This is a genomic window from Streptomyces sp. Xyl84, from assembly GCF_059731885.1.
The window spans coordinates 5,042,439-5,063,684 of record NZ_AP029182.1 but is presented as its reverse complement, the minus strand read 5'-3'; the positions used below and the strand labels follow the sequence as shown (position 1 = coordinate 5,063,684).

At 73.7% G+C, this 21,246-nt stretch carries 19 protein-coding genes and 1 pseudogene; 12 read left to right on the top strand and 8 right to left on the bottom strand.

What is annotated here, in order from left to right:
* Positions 1–137: 137 nt before the first annotated feature.
* The 5 genes from AC6I72_RS21935 (at position 138) to AC6I72_RS21915 (ending at position 2,774) form a co-directional block, all read left to right on the top strand.
* The gene (locus tag AC6I72_RS21935; RefSeq protein WP_498002836.1) at positions 138–905 is read left to right on the top strand and encodes a helix-turn-helix domain-containing protein; all 768 of its coding nucleotides are present in this window, start codon (positions 138–140) and stop codon (positions 903–905) included.
* Positions 902–1,087, top strand: coding sequence for a DUF397 domain-containing protein (locus AC6I72_RS21930; RefSeq protein ID WP_498002835.1), 186 nt, complete (start codon positions 902–904; stop codon positions 1,085–1,087). The genes AC6I72_RS21935 and AC6I72_RS21930 overlap by 4 nt, the downstream gene beginning before the upstream one ends.
* A gap of 256 nt (positions 1,088–1,343) precedes the next feature.
* A complete protein-coding gene (locus tag AC6I72_RS21925) occupies positions 1,344–2,174 on the top strand; it encodes a M55 family metallopeptidase (protein ID WP_498002834.1) in 831 nt (276 codons plus the stop codon).
* A 32-nt stretch (positions 2,175–2,206) separates the two neighbouring features.
* The gene (locus tag AC6I72_RS21920) at positions 2,207–2,488 is read left to right on the top strand and encodes a type II toxin-antitoxin system Phd/YefM family antitoxin (protein ID WP_498002832.1); all 282 of its coding nucleotides are present in this window, start codon (positions 2,207–2,209) and stop codon (positions 2,486–2,488) included.
* A 4-nt stretch (positions 2,489–2,492) separates the two neighbouring features.
* Entirely contained in the window at positions 2,493–2,774 is a 282-nt protein-coding gene (locus AC6I72_RS21915; RefSeq protein WP_498002831.1) for a type II toxin-antitoxin system RelE family toxin, read from the top strand.
* Between the two features lie 107 nt (positions 2,775–2,881).
* Here the strand turns inward: AC6I72_RS21915 and AC6I72_RS21910 are convergent, their stop codons facing one another.
* Positions 2,882–3,349, bottom strand: a complete 468-nt coding sequence (locus AC6I72_RS21910; protein ID WP_037854530.1) for an RrF2 family transcriptional regulator — start codon at positions 3,347–3,349, stop codon at positions 2,882–2,884.
* Between the two features lie 78 nt (positions 3,350–3,427).
* On the opposite strand from AC6I72_RS21910, the gene AC6I72_RS21905 reads away from it, so the two are divergent.
* Entirely contained in the window at positions 3,428–6,253 is a 2,826-nt protein-coding gene (locus tag AC6I72_RS21905; RefSeq protein WP_498002830.1) for a glycoside hydrolase family 35 protein, read from the top strand.
* A gap of 64 nt (positions 6,254–6,317) precedes the next feature.
* Here AC6I72_RS21905 and arfA read toward each other — a convergent pair whose 3' ends face one another.
* The 4 genes from arfA to AC6I72_RS21885 are packed head-to-tail and all read right to left on the bottom strand — an operon-like array spanning position 6,318 to position 11,036.
* Positions 6,318–7,832, bottom strand: a complete 1,515-nt coding sequence (gene arfA / locus AC6I72_RS21900) for an arabinosylfuranosidase ArfA (protein WP_498002829.1) — start codon at positions 7,830–7,832, stop codon at positions 6,318–6,320.
* Positions 7,833–7,885: 53 nt separating this feature from the next.
* A complete protein-coding gene (locus AC6I72_RS21895) occupies positions 7,886–8,743 on the bottom strand; it encodes a carbohydrate ABC transporter permease (RefSeq protein WP_498002828.1) in 858 nt (285 codons plus the stop codon).
* A complete protein-coding gene (locus tag AC6I72_RS21890; protein WP_498002827.1) occupies positions 8,740–9,684 on the bottom strand; it encodes a carbohydrate ABC transporter permease in 945 nt (314 codons plus the stop codon). Before AC6I72_RS21890 ends, AC6I72_RS21895 begins: the two co-directional genes overlap by 4 nt.
* The gene (locus AC6I72_RS21885; RefSeq protein ID WP_498002826.1) at positions 9,681–11,036 is read right to left on the bottom strand and encodes an extracellular solute-binding protein; all 1,356 of its coding nucleotides are present in this window, start codon (positions 11,034–11,036) and stop codon (positions 9,681–9,683) included. The genes AC6I72_RS21890 and AC6I72_RS21885 overlap by 4 nt, the downstream gene beginning before the upstream one ends.
* A gap of 579 nt (positions 11,037–11,615) precedes the next feature.
* On the opposite strand from AC6I72_RS21885, the gene AC6I72_RS21880 reads away from it, so the two are divergent.
* The 4 genes from AC6I72_RS21880 to AC6I72_RS21865 all read left to right on the top strand — a co-directional run bounded on the left by AC6I72_RS21880 (position 11,616) and on the right by AC6I72_RS21865 (position 16,663).
* Complete coding sequence (locus AC6I72_RS21880; RefSeq protein ID WP_498004770.1) at positions 11,616–12,125, top strand: toxin; 510 nt, start codon at positions 11,616–11,618, stop codon at positions 12,123–12,125.
* Positions 12,122–13,702, top strand: a complete 1,581-nt coding sequence (locus AC6I72_RS21875; protein WP_498002825.1) for an MAB_1171c family putative transporter — start codon at positions 12,122–12,124, stop codon at positions 13,700–13,702. The genes AC6I72_RS21880 and AC6I72_RS21875 overlap by 4 nt, the downstream gene beginning before the upstream one ends.
* 79 nt (positions 13,703–13,781) lie before the next feature.
* Entirely contained in the window at positions 13,782–14,957 is a 1,176-nt protein-coding gene (locus AC6I72_RS21870) for an MAB_1171c family putative transporter (protein ID WP_498002824.1), read from the top strand.
* A gap of 293 nt (positions 14,958–15,250) precedes the next feature.
* Positions 15,251–16,663, top strand: a complete 1,413-nt coding sequence (locus AC6I72_RS21865) for an FAD-dependent monooxygenase family protein (protein ID WP_498004769.1) — start codon at positions 15,251–15,253, stop codon at positions 16,661–16,663.
* Positions 16,664–16,899: 236 nt separating this feature from the next.
* Here the strand turns inward: AC6I72_RS21865 and AC6I72_RS21860 are convergent, their stop codons facing one another.
* Entirely contained in the window at positions 16,900–17,763 is an 864-nt protein-coding gene (locus tag AC6I72_RS21860) for an SMP-30/gluconolactonase/LRE family protein (protein WP_498002823.1), read from the bottom strand.
* Positions 17,760–18,533 carry an IclR family transcriptional regulator gene (locus AC6I72_RS21855; RefSeq protein WP_037854245.1) on the bottom strand — a complete coding sequence of 258 codons (774 nt, stop codon included), beginning with the start codon at positions 18,531–18,533 and terminating at the stop codon, positions 17,760–17,762. The genes AC6I72_RS21860 and AC6I72_RS21855 overlap by 4 nt, the downstream gene beginning before the upstream one ends.
* Positions 18,534–18,665: 132 nt before the next feature.
* On the opposite strand from AC6I72_RS21855, the gene AC6I72_RS21850 reads away from it, so the two are divergent.
* Positions 18,666–19,268: a hypothetical protein gene (locus AC6I72_RS21850; RefSeq protein WP_498002822.1), complete on the top strand. Its 603-nt coding sequence runs from the start codon at positions 18,666–18,668 to the stop codon at positions 19,266–19,268.
* 31 nt (positions 19,269–19,299) lie between these two features.
* On the opposite strand, the gene AC6I72_RS21845 is transcribed toward AC6I72_RS21850, so the two are convergent.
* Positions 19,300–20,292 carry an ATP-grasp domain-containing protein gene (locus AC6I72_RS21845; RefSeq protein WP_498002821.1) on the bottom strand — a complete coding sequence of 331 codons (993 nt, stop codon included), beginning with the start codon at positions 20,290–20,292 and terminating at the stop codon, positions 19,300–19,302.
* A 135-nt stretch (positions 20,293–20,427) separates the two neighbouring features.
* On the opposite strand from AC6I72_RS21845, the pseudogene AC6I72_RS21840 reads away from it, so the two are divergent.
* Positions 20,428–21,009 (top strand): annotated as a pseudogene (locus tag AC6I72_RS21840) (PP2C family protein-serine/threonine phosphatase); the annotation flags it as partial.
* Positions 21,010–21,246 lie beyond the last annotated feature (237 nt).

Sequence of the window (21,246 nt, the reverse complement as noted above, 5' to 3'; positions counted from 1 at the left end):
CGTACACGGTCACCGACTGGACAGTACCGATGACCGACCGTGAGCATGTTCGCGGGAGGTGACGCACAGTGGTGGACGCTGGGGCGGGCAGGGGCGGTGAACCGGAGTCTTCGGACAGTCTGCGTACGTTCGGGGCGATGGTCCAGGGACTCCGGGAACATGCGGGGCTGAGCCGGGAGGAGTTCGGCAGGCACGTCGGCTTCTCCAAGCACACGGTGGCATCGGTCGAGCTGGGCAGGCGCATGCCGGACGTGGACTTCGTCGAGGCGGCCGAGGGCGTACTGGGGAACACGGGGGCGTTGCGTCGGGCGGCGGGCTTTTTGGAGCGGCAGCCGGGTCTCGCTTCCTGGTTCAGGCGCTGGGCGACCTTGGAGAGGACCGCTATCAGCCTTTTCAACTATGAGTGCCGGATGATCCCCGGACTTCTCCAGACAGAGCCGTACGCAAGGCAGTTGTTCACCGACGAGCTGCCACCGCTCACGGACCAGCAGGTCGAGGACAGTTGGGCTGCGCGGGCCGAACGCCAGCGCTTGTTGCGGGAGCGGCCGAACACCGCTTTCAACTTCATCATCGAAGAGCACGTTCTCCTCCGCCGGACCGGCGGGTCGGAAGTTACCAAGGAGGCGGTCGACCACCTTCTTGAGTCGGCCGAACTGCGGAACGTCGAGATCCAGATCATGCCGCTGGTACAGACGTCACATGCGGGACTGCACGGCCCCATCGCCCTGCTCGAAGCCCCCGCACACAAGTGGTTCGGGTACAGCGAAGGGCAGGAGAGTGGTCAGTTCATCTCCGACCTGAAGGTGATCAGCGTGCTCCAGGGCAGGTATGCCAGGATGCGTTCACAGGCACTCACCATGCAGGACTCCGTGAGCCTGTTGCAACGGATGCGAGGAGACCTATGAGCACCACCGCGGAACTGGCCTGGTTCAAAAGCAGCTACAGCAGCGGCTCCGGCGACAACTGCATCGAAGTTGCCCTCACTCCGGTCGCCGTCCACGTCCGCGACACCAAGGACCGCCCCCGAGCCGCACTCACCCTCACCCCCGCCGCCTGGAACGCGTTCCTCGCCCACGCCGCACGCTGAATTCCTCGGTCTCCGCGTCGGCAGTCCCGGCCCGCGCCCTCCTGCGGGGTGGCAGCAGGGTCGCGGGACAGTTGAATACCCAGGTGACGGACTGGACGCGAGTGGCTGACACTCACGGGGCGGTCGGCCGGGTGCCGCTGCTCCTGGATCAGGTGAGGTCGATGCCCCCGGGACATGCCGCCGAGTCTGTGTCCTAGGAACCGGAGCGGAAACCGAGCGCGTCTTCTGTGACGATCAAGGCTGAGGAGACTGAGCGGTGCGGATCTACATCAGTGCGGACATGGAGGGCGTCACCGGGCTGGTGGATGCCGACGACGTCCAGCCCGGCGGGCGGGACTACGAGCGCGGGCGGCTGATGATGGCGGAGGACGTCAACGCGGCCATACGCGGTGCCACCGCAGCCGGTGCCACCGACATCACCGTCAACGACGCGCACGGCCCGATGCGCAACCTCCTGCCCGAGTCGCTGCACCCGGCCGCGCACCTCATCCGCGGCAAGCCGAAACAGATGGGCATGCTCGAAGGACTCACTCCCGAGCACGACGCCGCGGTCTTCGTCGGCTACCACTCACGCGCCGGTGCGCTCGGTGTGCTGAGCCACAGTTTCATGGGCCACGAGATCGAGGACATGTGGCTGGACGGCCGACCTGTGGGCGAGATCGGCCTGGCCCACGCCACCGCCGCCGCTTTCGGCGTACCGGTGGCGGTCCTCACCGGTGACGACTGCGCCTGCGCGGAGATGACGGAATGGGACGCCTCGGTCACGACCGTGGCCGTGAAATACGCCCGGGACCGGTTCTCGGCAGATATGCGGCCGTCGGAAGAGGCACGCACGGCCATCGAGAAGGCGGTCGCCGCGCACCTCTCCGCATCGCCGAAGGCTCCGGCCGCCACGGCGGCCCCCGCCGCCCTCACGGTGCGGTGGCAATCGGCTTCCGTCGCCTCGACGCTCCTGGGAATCCCAGGCGTCACCTCGGTGGACTCCCGAACCGTCCAGGCGCAGGGCGCTGCGCCCCATCTCTACCGCCTCTTCGGCGTGTGGATGCGAGTGGCCGCCTCCCTGACCAATCAGCATCCTTACTGCTGACCGACTTCATGTACATCTGCTACATTTCTGACATGAGTGATCCGGTGATCGAGTCCATGGCTGAGGTCCGCAGCCACCTCGCTGACGTCATCGATCGTGCTCGCCGGGAGGAGACCCCGACGATCATCACCCGGCGCGGTAAGCAGGAAGCCGTCGTGATCGACATCCAGGAGTACCAGCGCCTGCGCGAAGTCGCGGAGAACGCCGAAGAGGCGTGGCTCAACCGACTGGCCGACGAAGCCGAGTCCGAGGGCACGGAGGGCTCGGTCTCCCTCGAGGAGATGGCCGCGTTGCTGCGCGCTCATCAGGGCTGATCTCATGGGGTACGTCACACGCTTCACGCCGCACGCACAGCGGGACATGCTCAAGATCCCGCGCCCGGACGCCCTCCGGATCCTGTACCGCCTCGCCGAACTCCAGAAGGCGATGGACGCGGGGGACGGCACGGCGTTCGACATCAAAGCGCTTCAGGGACACAGTGTCCGCTGGCGGCTGCGGGTCGGCGACTACCGCGTCGTCTACACCGTCGAGAACGGCCAACTGATCGTCTGGGTCCTGGCCGTCGGCAATCGCCGCGATGTCTACCGTCAGGTTCCGTAGTCCTCAACGCCGGTGGCCGTCCGCGTCCGCAACACCCAAGACCGCCCCCCGGGCCACGTACTCCCCTGGCTGGGACGCCTTCCTCGCCCACGCCACGCAGTGCCCCCTCACGGGTTCTCCCAGGCCGACGGTTCGGCCGCCAGGGTGCGGACGGGGGCCGGGAGCGTGCCCGACGCCATGTCGGCGATCGTGACGCCCTCCAGGATGCGGCGGACGTTGGCGCGCAGGGCGATCCACAGGGGGAGCAGGGGCTCGGCCGAGCCCGTGTAGGTGAGGCCGGTGGGGCGTTCGCCGCGGACGGAGACGATCGGGCCGTCCACCGCGCGGATCACGTCCGCCACCGTGATCCGCGCCGCCTCCCGGGCCAGGGCGTAGCCGCCGCCCCCGCCGCGGCGGCTGGTGACCAGGCCCGCGCGGCGCAGGTCGCCGAGGATGCCCTCCAGGAACTTGTGCGGAATGCCCTGTTCCGCGGCGACCGCCTCGGCCTTCACCGGGCTCGCCGGGTCCGCTTCCTGCCGTACGGCCAGTTCCAGAACCGCCCGTACCGCGTAGTCCGCCCGTGCCGAGATCCTCATGGCGTCCATTGTGGCGTCCGGGACAGTGGAGAATGGCGGGACCCGCGCCCCGTAATATCCGCCCGGGAGGCACACACCTTGGCGCTCAGCAGACGTACATTCAGCGCCCTCGCGGGCTCCGCCGCGCTCGGTCTCGCGCTGGGCGGCAGCGGCGGGCCGGGGGCGTCGGCGGCGTTCGCGGTGCGCGGTGTGCCGACCGGGCCCCCGCCGCCCGTGCCGTCCGCCGACGGGCGGCGCCACACCGTCGGCTTCGACCACTACTCGCTGCTGGTGGACGGGCGGCGGCTGGTGCTGTGGGCCGGTGAGATGCACCCGTTCCGGCTGCCCAGCCCCTCGCTGTGGCGGGACGTGCTGCAGAAGATGCGGGCCCACGGCCACAACGCGGTCAGCGTGCGCCTGGCGTGGAACCTGCACTCCCCCGCGCCGGGGGCGTACGACTTCACCGGGGTGCGGGACCTCGGTCTCTTCCTGCGCACCGCCGCCGAGACGGGGCTGTACGTCGTCCTGCGGCCGGGTCCGCGCATCGGCGCCGACGTCGACGGCGGCGGGCTGCCCGGCTGGCTGGCGGCCACGGCGAGGACCGCGGGCGCCGGCGAAGCGGACCTCCTCGCGCACGCCGGCGAGTGGCTCGGGCGCGTGAACGCCATCGCCGCCCGGCACCTGTTCACCAAGGGTGACGGGACCGTGCTGCTGTACCAGCTGGAGGACGAGGCCGCCGGGGCCGCGGGGACCGCCGCCGTGTCCCGGCTGTACCGGAAGGTGCGCGCCGACGGCATCGACGTGCCCCTCTTCCACGGTGACGGCAGCGGCGGCCGGTGGGCCCCGGCGTCCTTCCCGCGGCCGTCGGGGTTCCTGCCGGAGTCCGGCGGCGGTGCGGACCCCTGGGGCGGGGCCGTCCTCGGCGGCGAAGGGTACGCGGGGGCGCGGCGCACCCGCGACGCGGCCCACGAGCGGCGCACGCTGCTGACCGACCTCGCCCACGGCCTCACCCTGCACACCACGTACATGGCCTTCGGCGGCACCTCCTGGGGCTGGCTGCCGGCCCCGCAGGTGTACACGTCCTACGACTACGGTGCCGCGATCGACGAGGGGCGGCAGGTCACCGACAAGGCGGTGGCGACGCACCAGATCGGGCACATGCTGCGGTACGTCCCCGACCTCGCCAAGCTGGACCGGGCCGAGGGCGGCACCGCGCGCGGGCTCACCACGTACCACCTGAGCAATCCGGACACGGGCGCCCGGGTGCACGTCCTGCGCAACGACACCGGCGAGGACGTCACCACCACGCTGCCCGCCGCCGGCGAGGACCTGCCGGTGACCGTACCCGCCCGGGACGCCCGGATCGCGCTGTCCCGGATGCGGCTGGGGCTGCTGAGACTGCGGTACGCCACCGCCCAGCCGATGGCGTACCTCACCGTCGGCCGGCAGGACATCGTGGTGTTCTGCGGGCGGCGCGGGGACTCGGCCCGGCTGGCCCTGGAGGCGGCCGGGGAGCCGATGGTCACCCGGCTGAGCCAGCAGGTCGCCTACGTGTACGAACGCCGGCTGGTGCGGATCACCGTCCCCTTCGGGGCGGGGCTGGCCGGGGCGCGGGTGGAGGCGGGCGAGACCGTCGACCGGGCGGTGCTGATGCTGTTCGCCGACGACCGGACGTCCTCGCGGCTGTGGCCGTGGGAGACGCCGTCGGGCTCGTTGCTGGTGTGCGGGCCGAGGCTGCTGCGCTCGGCGGTCGTCGAGGGCGCGACGCTGCACCTGACCGGTGACACCGTGGAGGCCGCGAAGCTGGAGGTCTGGGCGCCGCAGGGCGTGACGGCGCTGACGTGGAACGGCCGCCCGGTGCGCACCGTCCCCACCGGCACCGGCAGTCTGCGCTCCCTCGCGCCGCTGGAGGGGGCGCCCGCGGTGGAGCTGCCCGTGCTGGGCGGCTGGCGGGCGCGCGCGGAGAACCCCGAGTCCGCGCCCGGTTTCGACGACTCGGCGTGGCGGAAGGCCGACCTGACGTCCTCGTACGGCACCACGCCCGTCCCCGAGGGGCAGCCGGTGCTGTTCGCCGACGACTACGGCTTCCACTACGGCGACGTCTGGTACCGGGGCACCTTCACGGACGCGTCCGGCATCGCGTCGGTGTCCCTGGCCCACAGCACGGGCACCCAGGGGCTGCTGATGGCGTGGCTGGACGGGGAGCCGCTGGGCACGCGCCGCATGCCGGTGCCGCGCGCGGACGCGGCGGGCCGGGGGACCTGGACGGACACGGCCGTCCTCGCCGTGCCCGAGCGGCTGCGCACCGGCGGGCGGCACGTGCTGTCGGTGCTGGTGCGGCCGATGGCGCACGAGCAGGGCGGCACCGGGCAGGACGTGTCCGGTGCGGCGCGCGGGCTGACGGCGGTGACCTTCACCGGCGGCACGCCGCGGGTGCGCTGGCGCATCCAGGGCGCGGGCGCGCCCGATCCGGTGCGCGGGCCGCTCAACAACGGCGGGCTGTACGGGGAGCGGGAGGGCTGGCACCTGCCCGGCTTCGCGGACGGCGACTGGGAGAGGGTGTCCTTCCCGCGTGCCGTGCGGCGCCAGGGCGTGACCTGGTACCGGACGACGTTCCGGCCGGCGGTGGACGCGGGGGTGGACGCCTCGGTGGGGCTGACCCTCCAGGACGAGCCGCACCGCTCCTACCGGGCGCAGATCTTCCTGAACGGCTGGAACCTGGGCCAGTACGTCAACGACGTGGGCCCACAGCACACGTTCGTGCTGCCGAACGGCATCCTGCGCACCCGGGGCACCAACACGCTCGCGCTGGCCGTCCTGTCGGGGGGCTCGGGCGAGGCGGGTCCGGGGCAGGTGCGGCTGACGCTGCTGGGCCGCGCGGCCGGAGGGGTGCCGGTGGCACCGGTGTCCTCCCCCGGCCGCTGAGCCCGCCTCGCGTCAGGTGCCCCGCGGGCCCGTCGACCGTCGGGCCTCGCAGGTCCACGGGCCTTCACGCCAGGCGGATCACGTTCCAGGAGAGGGGTTCCAGGGCCGCGGTCAGTGTGCCGTCGCTCAGGGCGGTGCCCTCGGCCGGGTGCGGGGTGACGCGGTCGGGTTCGGCGAGGGTGTTGCGGGCGTCGGGGTCGGCGTCCGCGAGGACGCTGTGCTCGACGACCCGGGTGAGGCCGAGGCCGTTCAGGGTGACCTCCAGGGGCAGCGCGGCGGTGCGGTCGCGGTTGACGGCGAAGACGGTGACGGTGCCGTCCTCGGCGCGGACCGCGGTGGCGTGCAGCAGGTCGGCGGTGCCGTACTTGCGCGTCTGGTACGACGGTGAGTCCACGCGGACGTCGAGGACCTGGCCGCGGCCGTACTTCGAGGCCTGGGCGAAGGGGAAGAACGTGGTCTGCCGCCAGGCGGGGCCGCCGGGTTCGGTCATGATCGGGGCGATGACGTTGACGAGCTGGGCGAGGCAGGCGACGGTGACCCGGTCGGCGTGCCGGAGCAGGGCGATGAGCAGGGAGCCGAAGACGACGGCGTCCAGGACGCTGTAGTTGTCCTCCAGCAGCCGCGGGGCCTCGGGCCAGTGGGCCGGGTCGGCGGCGCGGGCCTGCTCCTCGGAGCGGGACATGTACCAGACGTTCCACTCGTCGAAGGAGAGGTTGATCTTCTTCTTCGACTTGAGGCGGGCGCCGACGTGGTCGCAGGTGGCCACCACGTTCTCGATGAAGGACTCCATGTCGACGGCGGAGGCGAGGAAGGAGTCGACGTCGCCGTCGTGCGGCTCGTAGTAGGCGTGCAGGGAGATGTGGTCGACGAGGTCGTACGTCTCCTGAAGGACGGTCGCCTCCCACTCGGCGAAGGTGGGCATGGACTGGCCGGAGGAGCCGCAGGCCACGAGCTGGACGTCCGGGTCGATCTGGCGCATCGCCCGCGCGGTCTCGGCGGCGAGGCGGCCGTACTCGGCGGCGGTCTTGTGCCCGGTCTGCCAGGGGCCGTCCATCTCGTTGCCCAGGCACCACAGGCGGATACCGAAGGGGTCCTTGTCGCCGTGGGCGATCCGCAGGTCCGACAGGGCGGTGCCCGAGGGGTGGTTGGCGTACTCCTGGAGTTCCAGGGCCTCGGCGACACCGCGCGTGCCGAGGTTGACGGCCATCATGGGTTCGGCCTGCGGGCCGATCTTCTTCAGGAACGCGATGTACTCGGACAGGCCGAAGCGGTTGGACTCGGTGGAGCGCCAGGCGAGGTCGAGGCGGCGCGGGCGGTCCTCGACGGGGCCGACGGAGTCCTCCCAGCGGTAGCCGGAGACGAAGTTGCCGCCGGGGTAGCGGATCGCGGTGACGCCGAGTTCGCGCACCAGGTCGAGCACGTCGGTGCGCAGGCCGGCCTCGTCGGCGGCCGGGTGGCCGGGCTCGAAGACACCGGTGTAGACGCAGCGGCCGAGGTGTTCGACGAAGGAGCCGAAGATCCGGGGGTCGACGGCGCCGACGGTGAAGGCGGGGTCGAGGGTGAGACGGGCGGTGCGCATGGGGTCCTTTCGGTCAGGCGGGCGAAACCCGGGGAAGCGGGGGCCGGGACGGGTCACTGGCCCGCCAGGCCGGTGTGGGCGACGCCCCGCACGATCTGGCTCTGGAAGAAGACGAAGACGATGATCAGCGGCAGGCCCGCGACGAGGCCGCCGGCCATGAGCTGGGGCCAGACGATGCCCCAGGCGTTCTGCACGGTGGCGATGCCGTTGGGCATGGTCATCAGGTCGGGGTTGTTCGTCACCATGTAGGGCCACAGGAAGTTGTTCCAGGAGGCGATGAAGGTGAAGATGCCGACCGCCGACAGGGACGGCTTGGACAGCGGCAGCACGATGGTGAAGAAGATCCGCCAGCGGCCGGCGCCGTCGATGAACGCGGCCTCCTCCAGCTCCCTGGGCAGGGACTGGAAGAACTTGTAGAGGATGAGGACCATCGCGGCCGGGGCGCACTGCGGCAGGATCATGCCCCAGTAGGTGTCGACCATGCCGAGCGACTGCACGGTGGTGAACAGCGGGACGCCGAGGATCGCCGGGGAGAACATCAGCCCGGCCATGGTGAGCGCCATCAGCGCGGACTTGCCGCGGAACACGGTGCGGGCGAAGCCGTATCCGGCCAGCGCGCTCACCAGCAGCACGATGAAGGTGACGCAGACGGAGACGACGACGGAGTTCACGAACCAGTTCGGGATGTCGCCCGCCGTGAAGACCGCCTTCCAGGAACCGAGGGTGACGTGGTCGGGGATCCAGTGCGGGGAGGCGACGGACTCGGCCGGGGACTTCAGGGAGGTGGACAGGGCCCAGGCGAGCGGCGAGATCCACAGGAGGGAGAGGAGGGCGGCCACGAGGGTGAGGGCGATCTGGCCGGGGGTCCAGGTGCCGCGCGGCCGGCGCGCGGCGGGGGCCGGGGTCGTCATCGGGCGGTCTCCTCACGGTGGCGCAGCAGCCACATCCGGGCCAGGGCGACGGTGGCGACGATGACGAACAGGACGAAGGAGATGGCGGAGGCGTAGCCCACGCGGTAGCTGGTGAAGCCCTGTTCGAGGGTGTACTGGACGAAGGTGCGGGTGGATTCCTCCGGTCCGGGCCCGAAGTCGTACATGACGACGGCCTGGTCGAAGACCTGGAGCGAGGCGAGCACCTGGAGGGCGAGGACGAGGCCGGTGATGGCGCGCAGGTTGGGGACGGTGATGTGCAGCATCCGCTGGAAGGGGCCCGCGCCGTCGAGTTCGGCCGCCTCGTACAGGTGCTGCGGGATGTTCTGCAGCGCGGCCAGGTAGAGCAGGAACGAGAAGCCGACGGTCCACCACAGGGTGGCGATGACGACGGCGAGCAGGGCCGTGGACTTCTGGGTGAGCCAGGGGGTGTTGAGGCCGAGCAGGTGGTTGATCATGCCGTTGGTGGGCTGGAGCAGCCACTTCCACAAGTTGCCGACGACCGCGGACGGCAGCAGGAAGGGCGCGAAGAAGCACAGCCGCCACAGCCACTTGAGGTGGGTGACGTGGTGGGCGATCAGTGCCATCAGCAGGGCGACGACGACGATGCAGGGCACGACTTCGAGGGTGAACCGCACGCTGTGCCACAGCGCGTCCCACACCAGCGGGTCGTGCAGCGCCTCGCGGTAGTTGGCCAGGCCGACGAAGCGGGTGTGGTCGCCGGAGATGTTGGCGTCGGTGAAGCTGAGGTAGAGGCCGCGGACGACCGGCAGGACGACGAACAGCGCGTACAGCAGGAGGAAGGGGGCGACGAACCAGCCTCCGTGCTGGAAGCGGCGGCCCCAGCGGACGCGGGCCGAGTCGGTGGCGGTGGTGGTCCGCGGGCGCAGGGCGGTGCCGGTGGCGACGGTGGTGCTGCTCATGCGGCGGCTCCCGTCAGCTCCTGGGCGGCGGTGCGTCCGTCCATGGGGTTCTTCATGGCGAGCAGCTCCTCCAGGACGCCGCGCATCCGGCGGGCGGCCGTGGGCGGCTTCGCCGAGCCGAGGTTGGAGGAGGCGATGACCGGGCCGATGCGCTGGGCGAGGGTGCCGGTGGAGCCGGCGAACCAGATGCGCGGTTCGGTGGCCGGGTGCTCCATGGCCGGGCGGGAGTACTCGTCCTGCGGGGCCAGTTCCAGGTAGGCGGGGTCCTTGAAGGTGGGCAGATAGGCGGGGACGTGGCCGCCGCCCGCCCACGCGGTGGCGTGCCGCACGAGGTGGGCGGCGAGCCGGTGGGCGCCCTCGTTGGCGGCGCCGCCGCGGCCGGACTGGTGGGGCAGGACGAAGGAGTGCGACTCGGCGTGGGTGGCGGGCCTGCCGAAGACGGGCGGCAGCGGCTGGGCACCGTACTCGACCTGGTCGCCGAAGTACGGGACGGACCAGTCGCCCTCCCAGGTGAAGGGGGATCCGGCCAGGAAGGCCTCGCCGTCGGCCTCGCCCGCGACGGTGTACCCGTCGGTGACGTGCTTGCGGAAGAACTCCAGGATCTCGGTGGCCTTGTCGGTGTCGAAGGTGACGTCGGTGCGGTCGTCGGTGAAGTAGGTGCCGGCGAGCTGCTGGTAGAAGGCGACGAAGAACCACCAGCAGAAGTTCTGGTCGTTGGCGTGCAGGCCGAGGGTCTGCACACCGTTCTTCAGCTGCTTGCGGGCCGCGCGCAGGACGGCGAACCAGTCGTCGGTGCTGGTGGCGGCCGGCAGCCGGCCGTGCTCGTCGAGCAGGCCCGCCTTCGCGCAGACGTCCTTGCGGTAGAAGCAGAGCTGGACGTGGATGTCCAGGGGCAGCGCGTACAGCTTGCCGTCGACGATGCCGCGCTTCCACAGCACGGGGTTGAAGTCCGCCTCCCTGACGCCGTACCGGGTGAGGAGGTCCATGTCGAAGGGGTCCAGGAGGCGGCCCGGCGCGAAGCCGGGGATGCGGCCCTGGTGCATGACGGCCAGGTCCGGTGCGCGGTTGCCGGCGGCGGCCATGGCGAGCTTGGTGTAGTAGGGGCCGCCCCAGGTGAGCGTGGAGTCCTTGACGGCCACGTCGGGGTGGGCGGCGCGGAAGGCGTCCACCATCGTGGCCATGTTGGCGCCGTCGCCGCCCTGGAAGAGGTTCCAGTACCGCACCCGGGTGCGGGCGCTCGCGGCGAGGGCGTCGGCGCCCGCGCCGAGCGCGGCGAAACCGAAGCTGCCCGCGACCGCCACGCCGCCCGCGGCGGCGAGAAGTTGCCTGCGATTCAGGCCAGGTCGTCCCATTACCCGCCCTCACTGTTCGAGATTTCGAAACATGCTCGTAACTTCGAACGGGACCGTAGAATCGATGCGCTTGCGCGTCAATGGGTCGGACAAGACTTCCGGACGGCCGGCGGGCGGCTCGGGGACGGCGCGGCGCCGCGTCGGCGTGGTGACGGCCGGGGCCGGACGGGCGCCGGACGGGCACCGTCCGGGGGCTGGACGGGGATCGCACGGGCACGGAACGGGCACGGAACGGGCACGGAGGGGACGTCGTTCGGGCACCGAGGGCCGTGAGTCGGATATCGGCCAGGCGCCGGTCGTGCGCCGGCCGGGGTGCCGCGTACGGCGGCGGTGGTGGCGGCGGGGCCCGATGCGGGGCGGGGGCGGGGGCGGCCCGCCGCGTAGGCTCGGGGCGCGGTGCGGTGTGCGGCGTCCGCGCACGGCACGGTGCCGCCCGACGGGCGGGGCGGCGTGCCGGCCACCGGGCCGAGCGCGCCGCGAAAGCACCTTTTCCCGGTGCGGGCGGCGCGGGGATGATGGGGGGCGGTCCCGGCGGAACAACGGGGGAACAAGGGGAAACGCGTGCGTAGGAAACGGGAGATGCGGCGCCTCGCCGACACTCTCATCGACCCCATCCGGGTGCCCGTCCCCGTGGACCCGGAGGCGTTGTTCACCGCCCTCGTCGACTCCGTCAGCGCCTGGCGCGGCCGGCGGGTCGTCGTCCGCCGGGAGATCTTCCCGCCGCACACCGCCAGCGGGCTGTGGCTGGAGGGCGAGTCCCAGGACGTGGTGGTCGTCGACCGGCGGGCCGCCTCCTGGCACCAGATCGTGATCTTCTGCCACGAGGTGTGGCACATGAACCGGCGGGACGCGGACGACGCGGCGCCCCCGGTCCCGCCCGGCGCCCCGCCCCGGCCCGTCGCCGCACGCACCGACTTCAGCCTCGCCGACGAGCAGGAGGCGGACCGGTTCGGCATGCTCATGGGCGGCAGGCTGCGCACCTGGCTGGAGGAGGCCCCGGCGGACGCCGTCCCGCGGCCGGGCACCGAGGAGGACATCGCCGGGCGCATCGGATCCGCGCTCAACTACCGTGGGGCGCGCCGGAGATGAGCGGACTGATCAACTACCTCAGCTGCGGCGCGCTGTGGCTCGGCCTGGCGGTGAAGACCCCCGACCTCGTCCGCCACCGGCGCGACCCCTACCTGCGCGCGATCTGCGTGGTGCTGGCCCTGGCGGGCGCCTGCTTCTTCCTCGGGGCCGCGCCGACGGTCGGCGCCGTCAACCGGCTCAGCGGCGTGCCCAACCTCGCCGCGCCACTCACCTACGCGTCCATCACCGCCTACAGCGCCGCCTCCCAGGTCCTCGTCGTCCACTGGCGGGGCGGGGAGCGGGTGCGCCGGGTGACCCGCCGCTGGATGACCGCCTACGCGTGCGTGGCCGTCGGCATCGCCGCCATGTTCGTGCTCGGCCGGGCGCCGGTGGAGCGCCGTACGGACCTGGACACGTACTACGCCACGACGCCGTTCATCGCCGAGATGATCGTGCTGTACCTGGCCGCGCACCTCGCCGCGGTGAGTGTCACCACGGTCTCGGCGCTGCGCTGGGCCCGTGAGGTGCGGGGCTGGCTGCGCGCCGGGCTGGTGCTCCTGGGCCTGGGTTCGCTGTGCAGCGCGGGGTACGGGGTGACCAAGTCGGTGGCGGTGGCGGCCCGTTGGACCGGGCGGGACTGGTCGGCGCTCAGCACCGACGTGTCGCCCGCCGCCGCGGGGCTCGGCGCGCTGGTCACCTCGGTCGGGATCCTGGTGCCGCTGACCGGGCCCCGGCTCGCGCAGTGGTGGCGGTCCTGGCGGACGTACGCCCGGCTGGCACCGCTGGAGCGGGAACTGGACGGCCTCCTCACCCGCCGCGCCCTCCGGCTTCCCCGCCCGCGCTGGTGCTCCCCCACCACACTGCTCATCTGGCGCCAGACCAGCATCCACAACGCGCTCAGCTACCTGGACGCGTTCTTCGACCGCGCCCTGTACGAGCGCACCCGGACCAGGACCCTGGCGGCCACCGGCGACCCGGAGCAGGCGGAGGCCGCGGCGTGGGCGGCGGTCATCACCGGGGCGCTGCGGCAGCACGGCGGCCGCCCGGCCCGCGAGGCGGGCACCGGGGCCGCGGCATCCGGCGCGCGGGGCGGCCTCACGGCGCCGGACGCCGGCGCCGGCCGTGCGGCGCCGGAGGCCGCGGTGCGCGGTGTGCCGCGGGACGGTACGCGGACCGAGGAGGCGGCCGGTCCGCCGCTGCGGGTGCTCGACGGCGTCGGGCCGGTGACGGGGTCCGAGGGCGGGGGCGGCCGGTGGCCGGTGCTGCTCGACGGTGTCGGACGGCCCCAGCCTGCCCCGGACGCCGAGCGGTTCGCCCCGGACGCGGAGTGGTTCACACCGGTTGCCGAGCGGTTCGCCCCTGACGCGGAGCGGTTCGTCCCGGACGCGGAGCGGTTCGCACCGGCCGCCGGGGAAGCGGTCCGCGGCGCGCCGCTCGCGGCGGTCCCCGCCGGGCCGGCGGCGCCCGGTGCGGACGGAGGGCCGTACGGCCGGCCGGGCGGGCGGGTGCCCGGTCCCGCGCTGCTCGTGCGGATCGCCGACACGCTGGGGGCCGCGCAGCGCCCGGCGCACGGCCCGCGGCCGTCGGAGGCGGTGTGACGGGGGCACCCGCGCCCGCGCGCGCGAGGGGACCGCTGCGCCCGCGCGCCGCCGGCCCGGCCGGGCGGAGGTGCCGCGCGTGAGCCTCGTCGTCTACCTCGCGGCGGGCCTGTTCGGGCTGTCGGCCGTCGTGCTGTGCCGGCGGCCGCTGCGGGCCGTGCGGGACCCGCTGACCGTGTCCACCTGCGTGGCGATCGTGCTCGGCTCGCTGGTGTTCGTCTGCTCGGCACCGCTGACCCTGGCCGCCGTCAACGACCTCACCGGCATCCCCAACTTCGGCGCCCCGCTGACGTACGGCATGCTCAGCGCGTACAGCTGCTCGCTGCTGATCCTGCTGATCCACTGGCGTGGCGGGCCCCCCGAGCGGGTCCGGCGGATGGTGCTGCGCAGCATCGCCGCCTACGTCCCGCTGATCGCCGCCATCGTCGCCCTGTTCGCGCTGGGCGACGCCCGCACCGAGCGGCTCACCGACCTCGACACGTACTACGCCAACACCCCGTACCTGTGCGAGATGATCCTGCTCTACCTCGTCGGGCACAGCGCGGCGACCCTGGCGACGTGCGTGCTGTGCGTGAAGTGGAGCCGCGAGGTCACCGGACTGCTGCGGACCGGGCTGCGCCTCATCCTCGCCGGTTCCGCGCTGGACGTGGTGGGCTTCCAGCTGACCAAGTACACGGCGGTGGCCGCCCGGTGGACGGGCCACGACCTGGACGTGCTGTCCACGCAGGTCGCCCCGCCGCTGGCCTCCCTCGGCGCGCTGCTGTGCTCGGCGGGTTTCGTGCTGCCCAGACTGCTGCCGTCCGCCCTCGCCCAGTTGCGCAGCCTGGACGACTACCGCGCCCTCGCCCCGCTGTGGGAGCGGATCCGCTTCGTGTCGACCGCGCCCAAACCGCCCAGCGGCTGGTGGCAGTTGCCGCGGGCCCGGCTGCACTGGCGTGAGGTGTCCATCCACGACGCGCTGCTGGGCCTCGCCCCGTACTTCGACGACACGGTCCGCGAACGCGCCCTGGCAGCCGCCCGGCGCGCGGGCCGCACCCCGCACGACGCCCGGATCGCGGCGGAGGCGGCGATGCTCGCCGACGCCGCCCGCCGCGCCGCCGCCCGCGAGGAGCCCCTGCCGACGCCGAGCGGCTACCGCCTGCACGCCACGGAGGTGTCCGGGACGAGCGGGCTGGTGGAACTGGCGCAGGCACTGGTCCGGCCGCCGGCCGGAACCCCCGTACGGGGAGGAACGGTGAGGACCTCCCATGGCTGAGAGCTGCGGACAAAAGTGGGTTCCGGTCAGCGGGCGGTGTCCGGTGCGTGCGATCGCAAGGCGCCGGAAGGTCCTTGTGGCGGAGCTGCCAGGGCCTTCCGGCAACACGGCGAGGGCGCGTGCCGGGCGCCGCCCGCCGGGGCCCACTTCTGTCCGCAGCTCTCAGCCCGTGATCCACTCCGAGGAGCCCCATGTCCCTGTCCCTGCCGCCCCTGCCTCCCCTGCCGCCGCTGCCCCCGGGCCGCGGTCCGGGCCGGCGCAGGGCTGTGATCGTCGGTGCCGGCCTGGCCGGCATGCTGGCCGCGGCGGCGCTGTCCGGCGTCGTGGACGAGGTGGTCGTGCTCGACCGGGACGACCTGCCCGACGGCCCTGAGCACCGCAAGGGACTGCCCCAGGGGCGCCATGCCCATCTGCTGATGGCCGGCGGCCTGGCCGCCATGGAGGACCTGGTGCCGGGCGGCGGCGTGCGCGAGCGGCTGCTGGCGGCGGGCGCCCGTGAGATACCGCTCGGCTCGGGCATGCTGGCCCTCACCTCCGAGGGGTGGCTGCGGCGCTGGCGGCACGACGGCCCGCGCATGCTCAGCTGCACCCGCGCGCTGCTGGACTGGACGGTGCGCGACGCCGTCCTCGCGCACACCCGCACCGAGGTCCGCAGGGCGGGGGCCGTGGGACTGGTGGGCGACGCGGAGCGGGTGCGCGGGGTACGGATCGCGGCGGCCGGTCCCGGCGCGGCGGAAGACGGGACGCGGGAGGAGACCGAACTGGCCGCCGACCTCGTCGTCGACGCGAGCGGGCGCGGCTCACGCGTCGTCACCTGGCTGGAGGAGATCGGCGTCACGGACGTGCGGACCAGGAGCGTCGACTGCGGCCTGGTCAACGCCACGCGCGTCTACCGTACGCCTGCGGGCGCCGAACAGTTCCCGCTGACGATCGTGCAGGCCGACCCGTACCGCTCGCGTCCGGGCCGCAGCGGCATGCTCCTGCCGATCGAGCAGGACCGCTGGATGGTCAGCCTCGCCGGCACCCGCGGCGGCGGTGAGCCCCCGGCCGACCCGGACGGCTTCCTCGCGTACGCGCTCGACCTGCCGAGCCCGCTCGTGGGCCGCCTCGCCTCCGGCGCCGAACCCCTCACCGGCGTACACATCAGCCGCAGCACCAGCAACGTGCGGCGCTACCTGGAGAGGACCGCGCGCTGGCCGGAGGGTTTCGTCGCCCTGGGCGACGCGGTGGCCACCTTCAACCCGGCCTACGGGCAGGGCATGTCGGTGGCCGCGCTGGGCGCGCGGCTGCTGGCCGGGCAGGTGCGGCGGGGCGGTCCCCACGCGCCCGGCCTGGCCCGCCGGGTGCAGCGCGGGAACGCCCGGTGGGTCGACGCGGCCTGGGCGGCGGCGGTCGGCCAGGACGTCTGGTACCCGGACACGCGCGGCGCCCGGCCGACCGCGGCGGACCGGCTGACCACGGCCTACAGCCGCCGGCTGACCCGGGCCGCCACCGGCTCCCACCGGGCGGCGGCGGCCCTGTGGGACGTGACGAGCCTGCGCACCGGCCCGGAGCGCCTCTTCCGCCCCCGCACGCTCCTCGACGTGGCGTGCGGCCCCCTGCTGCCCCCGCTGTCCGGCCCGCCGCTGACGGCGTCCGAGCGCAAGATCCTCGGGGAACTGGACCGGGCGGGGGCGGAAACGGGGGCAGCGGCGGCGAAGCGGTAGGGCCACCGGGCCCGCAGCCGCGGCCTGCGGGACAGGGCGGTTCCTTCAGCCGAGGCCCGCACCCACCAAGGCGGTTCCCTCAACCCCGGCTCATCTCGCCAGGGCGGTTCCCTCAGCGCGTACGCCCGCCAGGCCCGGCCCCCAGCCGCGGCCGGCCGCCGGGGCCGTGCACTCAGCCCGGCTCACCCAGCCAGGACGGTTCCCTCAGCCCGGCCCACCCCGCCAGGCCCGGTGCCTCAGCCCGCGAACGCCGGCTGGGGCAGGCCGCTGCCCGCGTCCGGCACCACCAGGAGGGAGCCGGCCAGCGGGTGCGGTGCGGTCAGACCGGTGCGGGCCGTGGTGACGTACAGGTCGCTCAGGCCCGCGCCGCCGAAGGCACAGGCGGTGGGGCGCGGGACAGGGAGGGTGACGACGCGGTCCAGCACGCCGTCGGGGGTGTAGCGCCGCACCGCGCCGCCGTCCCACAGGGCCACCCACACGCATCCGCCGGCGTCGACGGTCAGCCCGTCCGGGTAGCCGGCGCCCTCCTCCACCTGTGCCAGCGGCCGTCTGTTCACGGCCCGCCGGCCGCCGTCTTGGACGTCGAAGACGTCGATCCGGCGGGTCGGGGTGTCCACGTAGTACATCCGGCGGCCGTCCGGGCTCCAGCCGGTGCCGTTGCTCACCGTCACGTCGGTCAGGAACGGCTCGGCCGCGCCGTCACCGGTGAAGCGGGTCAGGGTGCCGCCGCCCGGGGCCTCGTCGTAGCGCATGGTGCCGGCCCACAGGGAGCCGTCGGGCGCCACGGCGGCGTCGTTGCCGCGGCGGCCGGGCACCGGATCGCGGTGCAGCCAGCGGAAGGCGCCCTCGGGACCCGCGTCCACCAGGCCGACCCCGTCGCGCAGGTTCAGCACCAGTCCCCCGCCGGCGCGCGGCTTGGCCGCGCCCACGTGCTGGCCCGTGGCGCGGACCGTGCTCCGGCCGGTCGCCGGATCGTAGGTGTGCACCCGGGAGGAGAGGATGTCCACCCAGATCAGCCGCTCCCGCGCCGGGTCCCACGTCGGTCCCTCGCCCAGCTCGGCCCGGGCCCCCACCGCCACGTCGTACGCCGTCGCCGTCATGCCGCGCTCCGGTGGCCGAGGCGTTCCGAGAGCTGGGCCGCGCCCTTCACGGCGAGCTGCTCCAGCTCGCTCCTGCGCTCCTCGCTCCAGCGGATCATCGGCACGGAGATGGACAGGGCCGCGACCACCCGGCCGGTGCGGTCGCGCACCGGGGCGGCCACGCAGCTGACGTCGGGGTTGGACTCGCGGTTCTCCACGGCCAGACCGCGCCGCCGGATCTCGGCCAGCGCCTCGCGCAGGGCGGCCGGATCGGTGATGCTGTTGGGGGTCATCGCGACCAGTTCGGCGCCGTCCGGGACGCGTTCGGCGAGTGCGGACTCGGGGAGGGAGGCGAGCAGCATCTTGCCGACGGAGGTGCAGTGCGCCGGGAGGCGGCGGCCGGCGGCGGAGACCATGCGGACCGCGTGCGTGGAGTCGACCTTGGCGATGTAGATGACGTCGGCGCCCTCCAGGATCGCCACGTGCACCGTCTCGTCGCAGGTCTCCGCGACGGCGCGGGCCACCTGCTGGCCCTCGGCGGCGAGGTCGAGCTGCTCGGCGTAGCGGCTGCCGAGCTGGTAGGGGCGGACGCCGAGCCGGTAGCGTCCGGGCTGGCCGGTCACCGGGACGATGTACTGGCGGGCGGCGAGCGTGGTGACCAGCTCGTGCACCGTGGTGCGCGGCAGCTGGAGCCGGCGCACGATGTCGGGGGCGGAGAGCGTGCCGTCCCCGTCGAGGAACAGCTCGAGTATGTCGAGAGCCCGGGTCACGGCAGGTACGAGGCGTCCCACGACCGGTCCCCTCCCTGGATCCAGGCCTGTTCGAGATTTCAACAGGCGATCGGCATGACGAACACAGGCTAGCCATGGCGGGGGGCGGGGGCAATGGGGCGGCCCCTGCGCCGCTGCGCGACGATGGTGCGCATGGCTGTCTCCTCCTCCGCGTCCGGGCCCTTCACCGCACGTGACTTCCAGCTGGTGCTGCTGCGGCGCATGGCCGATCACCAGCCGGACCTGGTCGCGGACGCCCGGCGTGAGCTGGGGGCGTCGCTCACGGAGATGCGGGAGGCCAACAAGCGCTGGCAGGCGATGGTGCGCTCGCCCCGGGCCCGTTCGGCCGCCGCCCGCTACCGTTCCGTCCTCGGCGCCCCCGAGTCCACGGCCGCCCGCCGCATCGGCGACCTGGACTGCGAGGCCCGGCAGTGGCCGCTGCCGCTCTGGCCCGGGCTGCGCTTCGAGGTGCTGGCCGGCCCCGACGGCCAGGTCTGGAACGCGTGGCTGGTCCGCGCCCCCGGGGCCGACGGCCCCGACCTGCGGACGGTCGACGACCTCGCCCCCTGGTCCTGCACGGTCGACGAGGCCGCCCGCGCCTTCGCCCCCGCCCGCCCGCTGGAGGGCACCGCGCCGACGCGGTGGGGACTGGCCTTCACCGCGCCCGACGCACAGGGCGTACGGCACGAGGTGGTCGCGGAGTTCACCTGGGGGCTGCTCCAGCGGACGCGGGTCGGGGACGGGCCCGGCGCGTAGCCCGTCCTGGCGCTGTCCCAGCGGACACGGGTCAGGGACGGGCCGGGCGCGCGGCCCGCGCGGGGTGCCCGGGGCGGGCCGGGACGGCGGCCAGGATGTCCCGCACGACCCGATCCCGCGACCCGGGGTGCAGCCACAGGAACAGGTTCGGCTCGACCAGCTCCAGTTCCATGACGCACGGCGCACCGCCCTCGCCGCCCTTACCGCCTTCTCCGCCCGCCCCCGCCGGTCCGCCCCGGCCGTCCTGCCCGTCCGGTCCGGTCTGCCCGTCCGGTCCGTCCACGAGGTCGACTCGGGCGTAGAGCAGCTCGGGCGCCCCGGGCACGGCGGCCAGCGCCCGCCGCGCGACGTCGAGTTCGGCGGGTGTCGGAATCCACGGTTCGAGGTCCGGGTGGGCCACCTTCTCGGCGTCGAAGGCCGTCCCGGGCGAGAGCACGGCCTGCTTGCGGCTGGCGTGCAGCAGCCGGCCCCCGAAGAACTGCAGCGCCCGCTCCCCGCCGGTGTCGATGCGGGTCAGGTACGGCTGCACCATCGCGGTCAGACCCTCCGCGTGCATGCGCGCCACCTGCGCGGCGGCCGTCTCCCGCTCGGCGGGCGCGTACCGGGCGCCCGCCCCGAAGACCGGCTTGACGACGAAGTCGTGGTCGCCGGGCAGGTCCTGCGGCCCGCACGGGTCCCCGGGTGCGAGGTAGCGGGTCGGCACCACGGGCACCCCGGCCGCGGCGAGGTCCCCGAGGTAGCGCTTGTCGGTGTTCCAGCGCACGACAGCGGCCGGGTTGGCCAGCCGCGTCACCTTCGCGCACCGCTCGGCCCAGGCCGCGAACTCGGCGGCGCGCCAGCTGTAGTCCCAGGTCGACCGTATGACGACGAGGTCGTAGGAGGCCCAGTCGGCGTCCGCGTCGTCCCAGGGCACGGCGTCGGCGTCGGCTCCGGCGGCGCGCAGGTCCCCGAGGAGCGGGCCGAGGTCGCGGTCGCGGTTCGGCACGGCTCCGGGATCGTAGGTGGCGAGGGCGACACGGGGCACGGCGGGCTCCTTCTGCGGGGCGGTTCTCGGGTCCGGCCGGCGGCACGTGCCGGCCGGGTCGCGGCTCCAGCGGGCGAACGGTCCGGGCGAGCGGTCCGCGGTGCACGCTAACAACCACCGCCGCAACCGGAACACGCTCCTCTGCCGGCGCTGAGGACGCTGGACACGGCACAGCCGCCCGCCGGGAGCGTGCTGAACCTGCTGGAGGACGCCCTCCAGGACGCGACCCGCGCGGTGGCGGACGCCGCCGGCGGCGAGGAGGCCGGTACGACCCTGACCGCGCTGCTGTGGACCGGCTCCCGGCTCGCCCTGGTGCACGTCGGGGACAGCAGGGCGTACCTGCTGCGCGGGGGCGGGCTGTTCCGGGTCACCCAGGACCACACCGTGGTCCAGGCGATGCTGGACGAGGGGCGGCTGACGCCCGAGGAGGCGGTGAGCCACCCGCAGCGCGCGCTGCTCCTGCGGGCGCTGGACGGCGGCGGCACCCCGCCCGTCCCGGACCTGCGCCTGCACGACCCGCTGCCCGGCGACCGGTACCTGCTGTGCTCCGACGGCCTGTCCGCAGTCGTCCCCGACGACCGGATCCAGGCCCTCCTGGCCCGCGCGGCGGACCCGGACGCGGCCGTGCGTTCCCTGGTCGAGGCCGCGAACACCGCCGGCGGCCCGGACAACGTCAGCTGCGTGGTGGCCGACGTGGCGGAGGCCGGAGCGGCCTGACACCCGGGGGCGCCGGGCGGGGGCCCGCGGGGGAGGCGGCGGGCGACGGCGGGGAGTCGTATGACGATCCGAACAAGAGATCAGTTGTTCCCTGGAACAGGTGATCGTCGCAGAAGTGATCGGTGCGGGGCCGGTGGGGCGGCAGATACTTACGGTGCGCAAGCGACGGGCTGCAGACCGTGGCGGGCGCGTGTCCCACACGAAGCAACACAAGGAGAACGCACGATCATGAACTTC

Coding starts and splice junctions, on each gene's coding strand:
- AC6I72_RS21860 (WP_498002823.1), bottom strand. CDS start 17,763: ATGACGGCGACGGCGTACGACGTGGCGGTGGGGGCCCGGGCCGAGCTG.
- arfA (WP_498002829.1), bottom strand. CDS start 7,832: ATGCGCACCGCCCGTCTCACCCTCGACCCCGCCTTCACCGTCGGCGCC.
- AC6I72_RS21865 (WP_498004769.1), top strand. CDS start 15,251: ATGCTGGCCGCGGCGGCGCTGTCCGGCGTCGTGGACGAGGTGGTCGTG.
- AC6I72_RS21885 (WP_498002826.1), bottom strand. CDS start 11,036: ATGGGACGACCTGGCCTGAATCGCAGGCAACTTCTCGCCGCCGCGGGC.
- AC6I72_RS21930 (WP_498002835.1), top strand. CDS start 902: ATGAGCACCACCGCGGAACTGGCCTGGTTCAAAAGCAGCTACAGCAGC.
- AC6I72_RS21890 (WP_498002827.1), bottom strand. CDS start 9,684: ATGAGCAGCACCACCGTCGCCACCGGCACCGCCCTGCGCCCGCGGACC.
- AC6I72_RS21875 (WP_498002825.1), top strand. CDS start 12,122: ATGAGCGGACTGATCAACTACCTCAGCTGCGGCGCGCTGTGGCTCGGC.
- AC6I72_RS21915 (WP_498002831.1), top strand. CDS start 2,493: ATGGGGTACGTCACACGCTTCACGCCGCACGCACAGCGGGACATGCTC.
- AC6I72_RS21895 (WP_498002828.1), bottom strand. CDS start 8,743: ATGACGACCCCGGCCCCCGCCGCGCGCCGGCCGCGCGGCACCTGGACC.
- AC6I72_RS21935 (WP_498002836.1), top strand. CDS start 138: ATGGTCCAGGGACTCCGGGAACATGCGGGGCTGAGCCGGGAGGAGTTC.
- AC6I72_RS21920 (WP_498002832.1), top strand. CDS start 2,207: ATGAGTGATCCGGTGATCGAGTCCATGGCTGAGGTCCGCAGCCACCTC.
- AC6I72_RS21850 (WP_498002822.1), top strand. CDS start 18,666: ATGGCTGTCTCCTCCTCCGCGTCCGGGCCCTTCACCGCACGTGACTTC.
- AC6I72_RS21880 (WP_498004770.1), top strand. CDS start 11,616: ATGCGGCGCCTCGCCGACACTCTCATCGACCCCATCCGGGTGCCCGTC.
- AC6I72_RS21910 (WP_037854530.1), bottom strand. CDS start 3,349: ATGAGGATCTCGGCACGGGCGGACTACGCGGTACGGGCGGTTCTGGAA.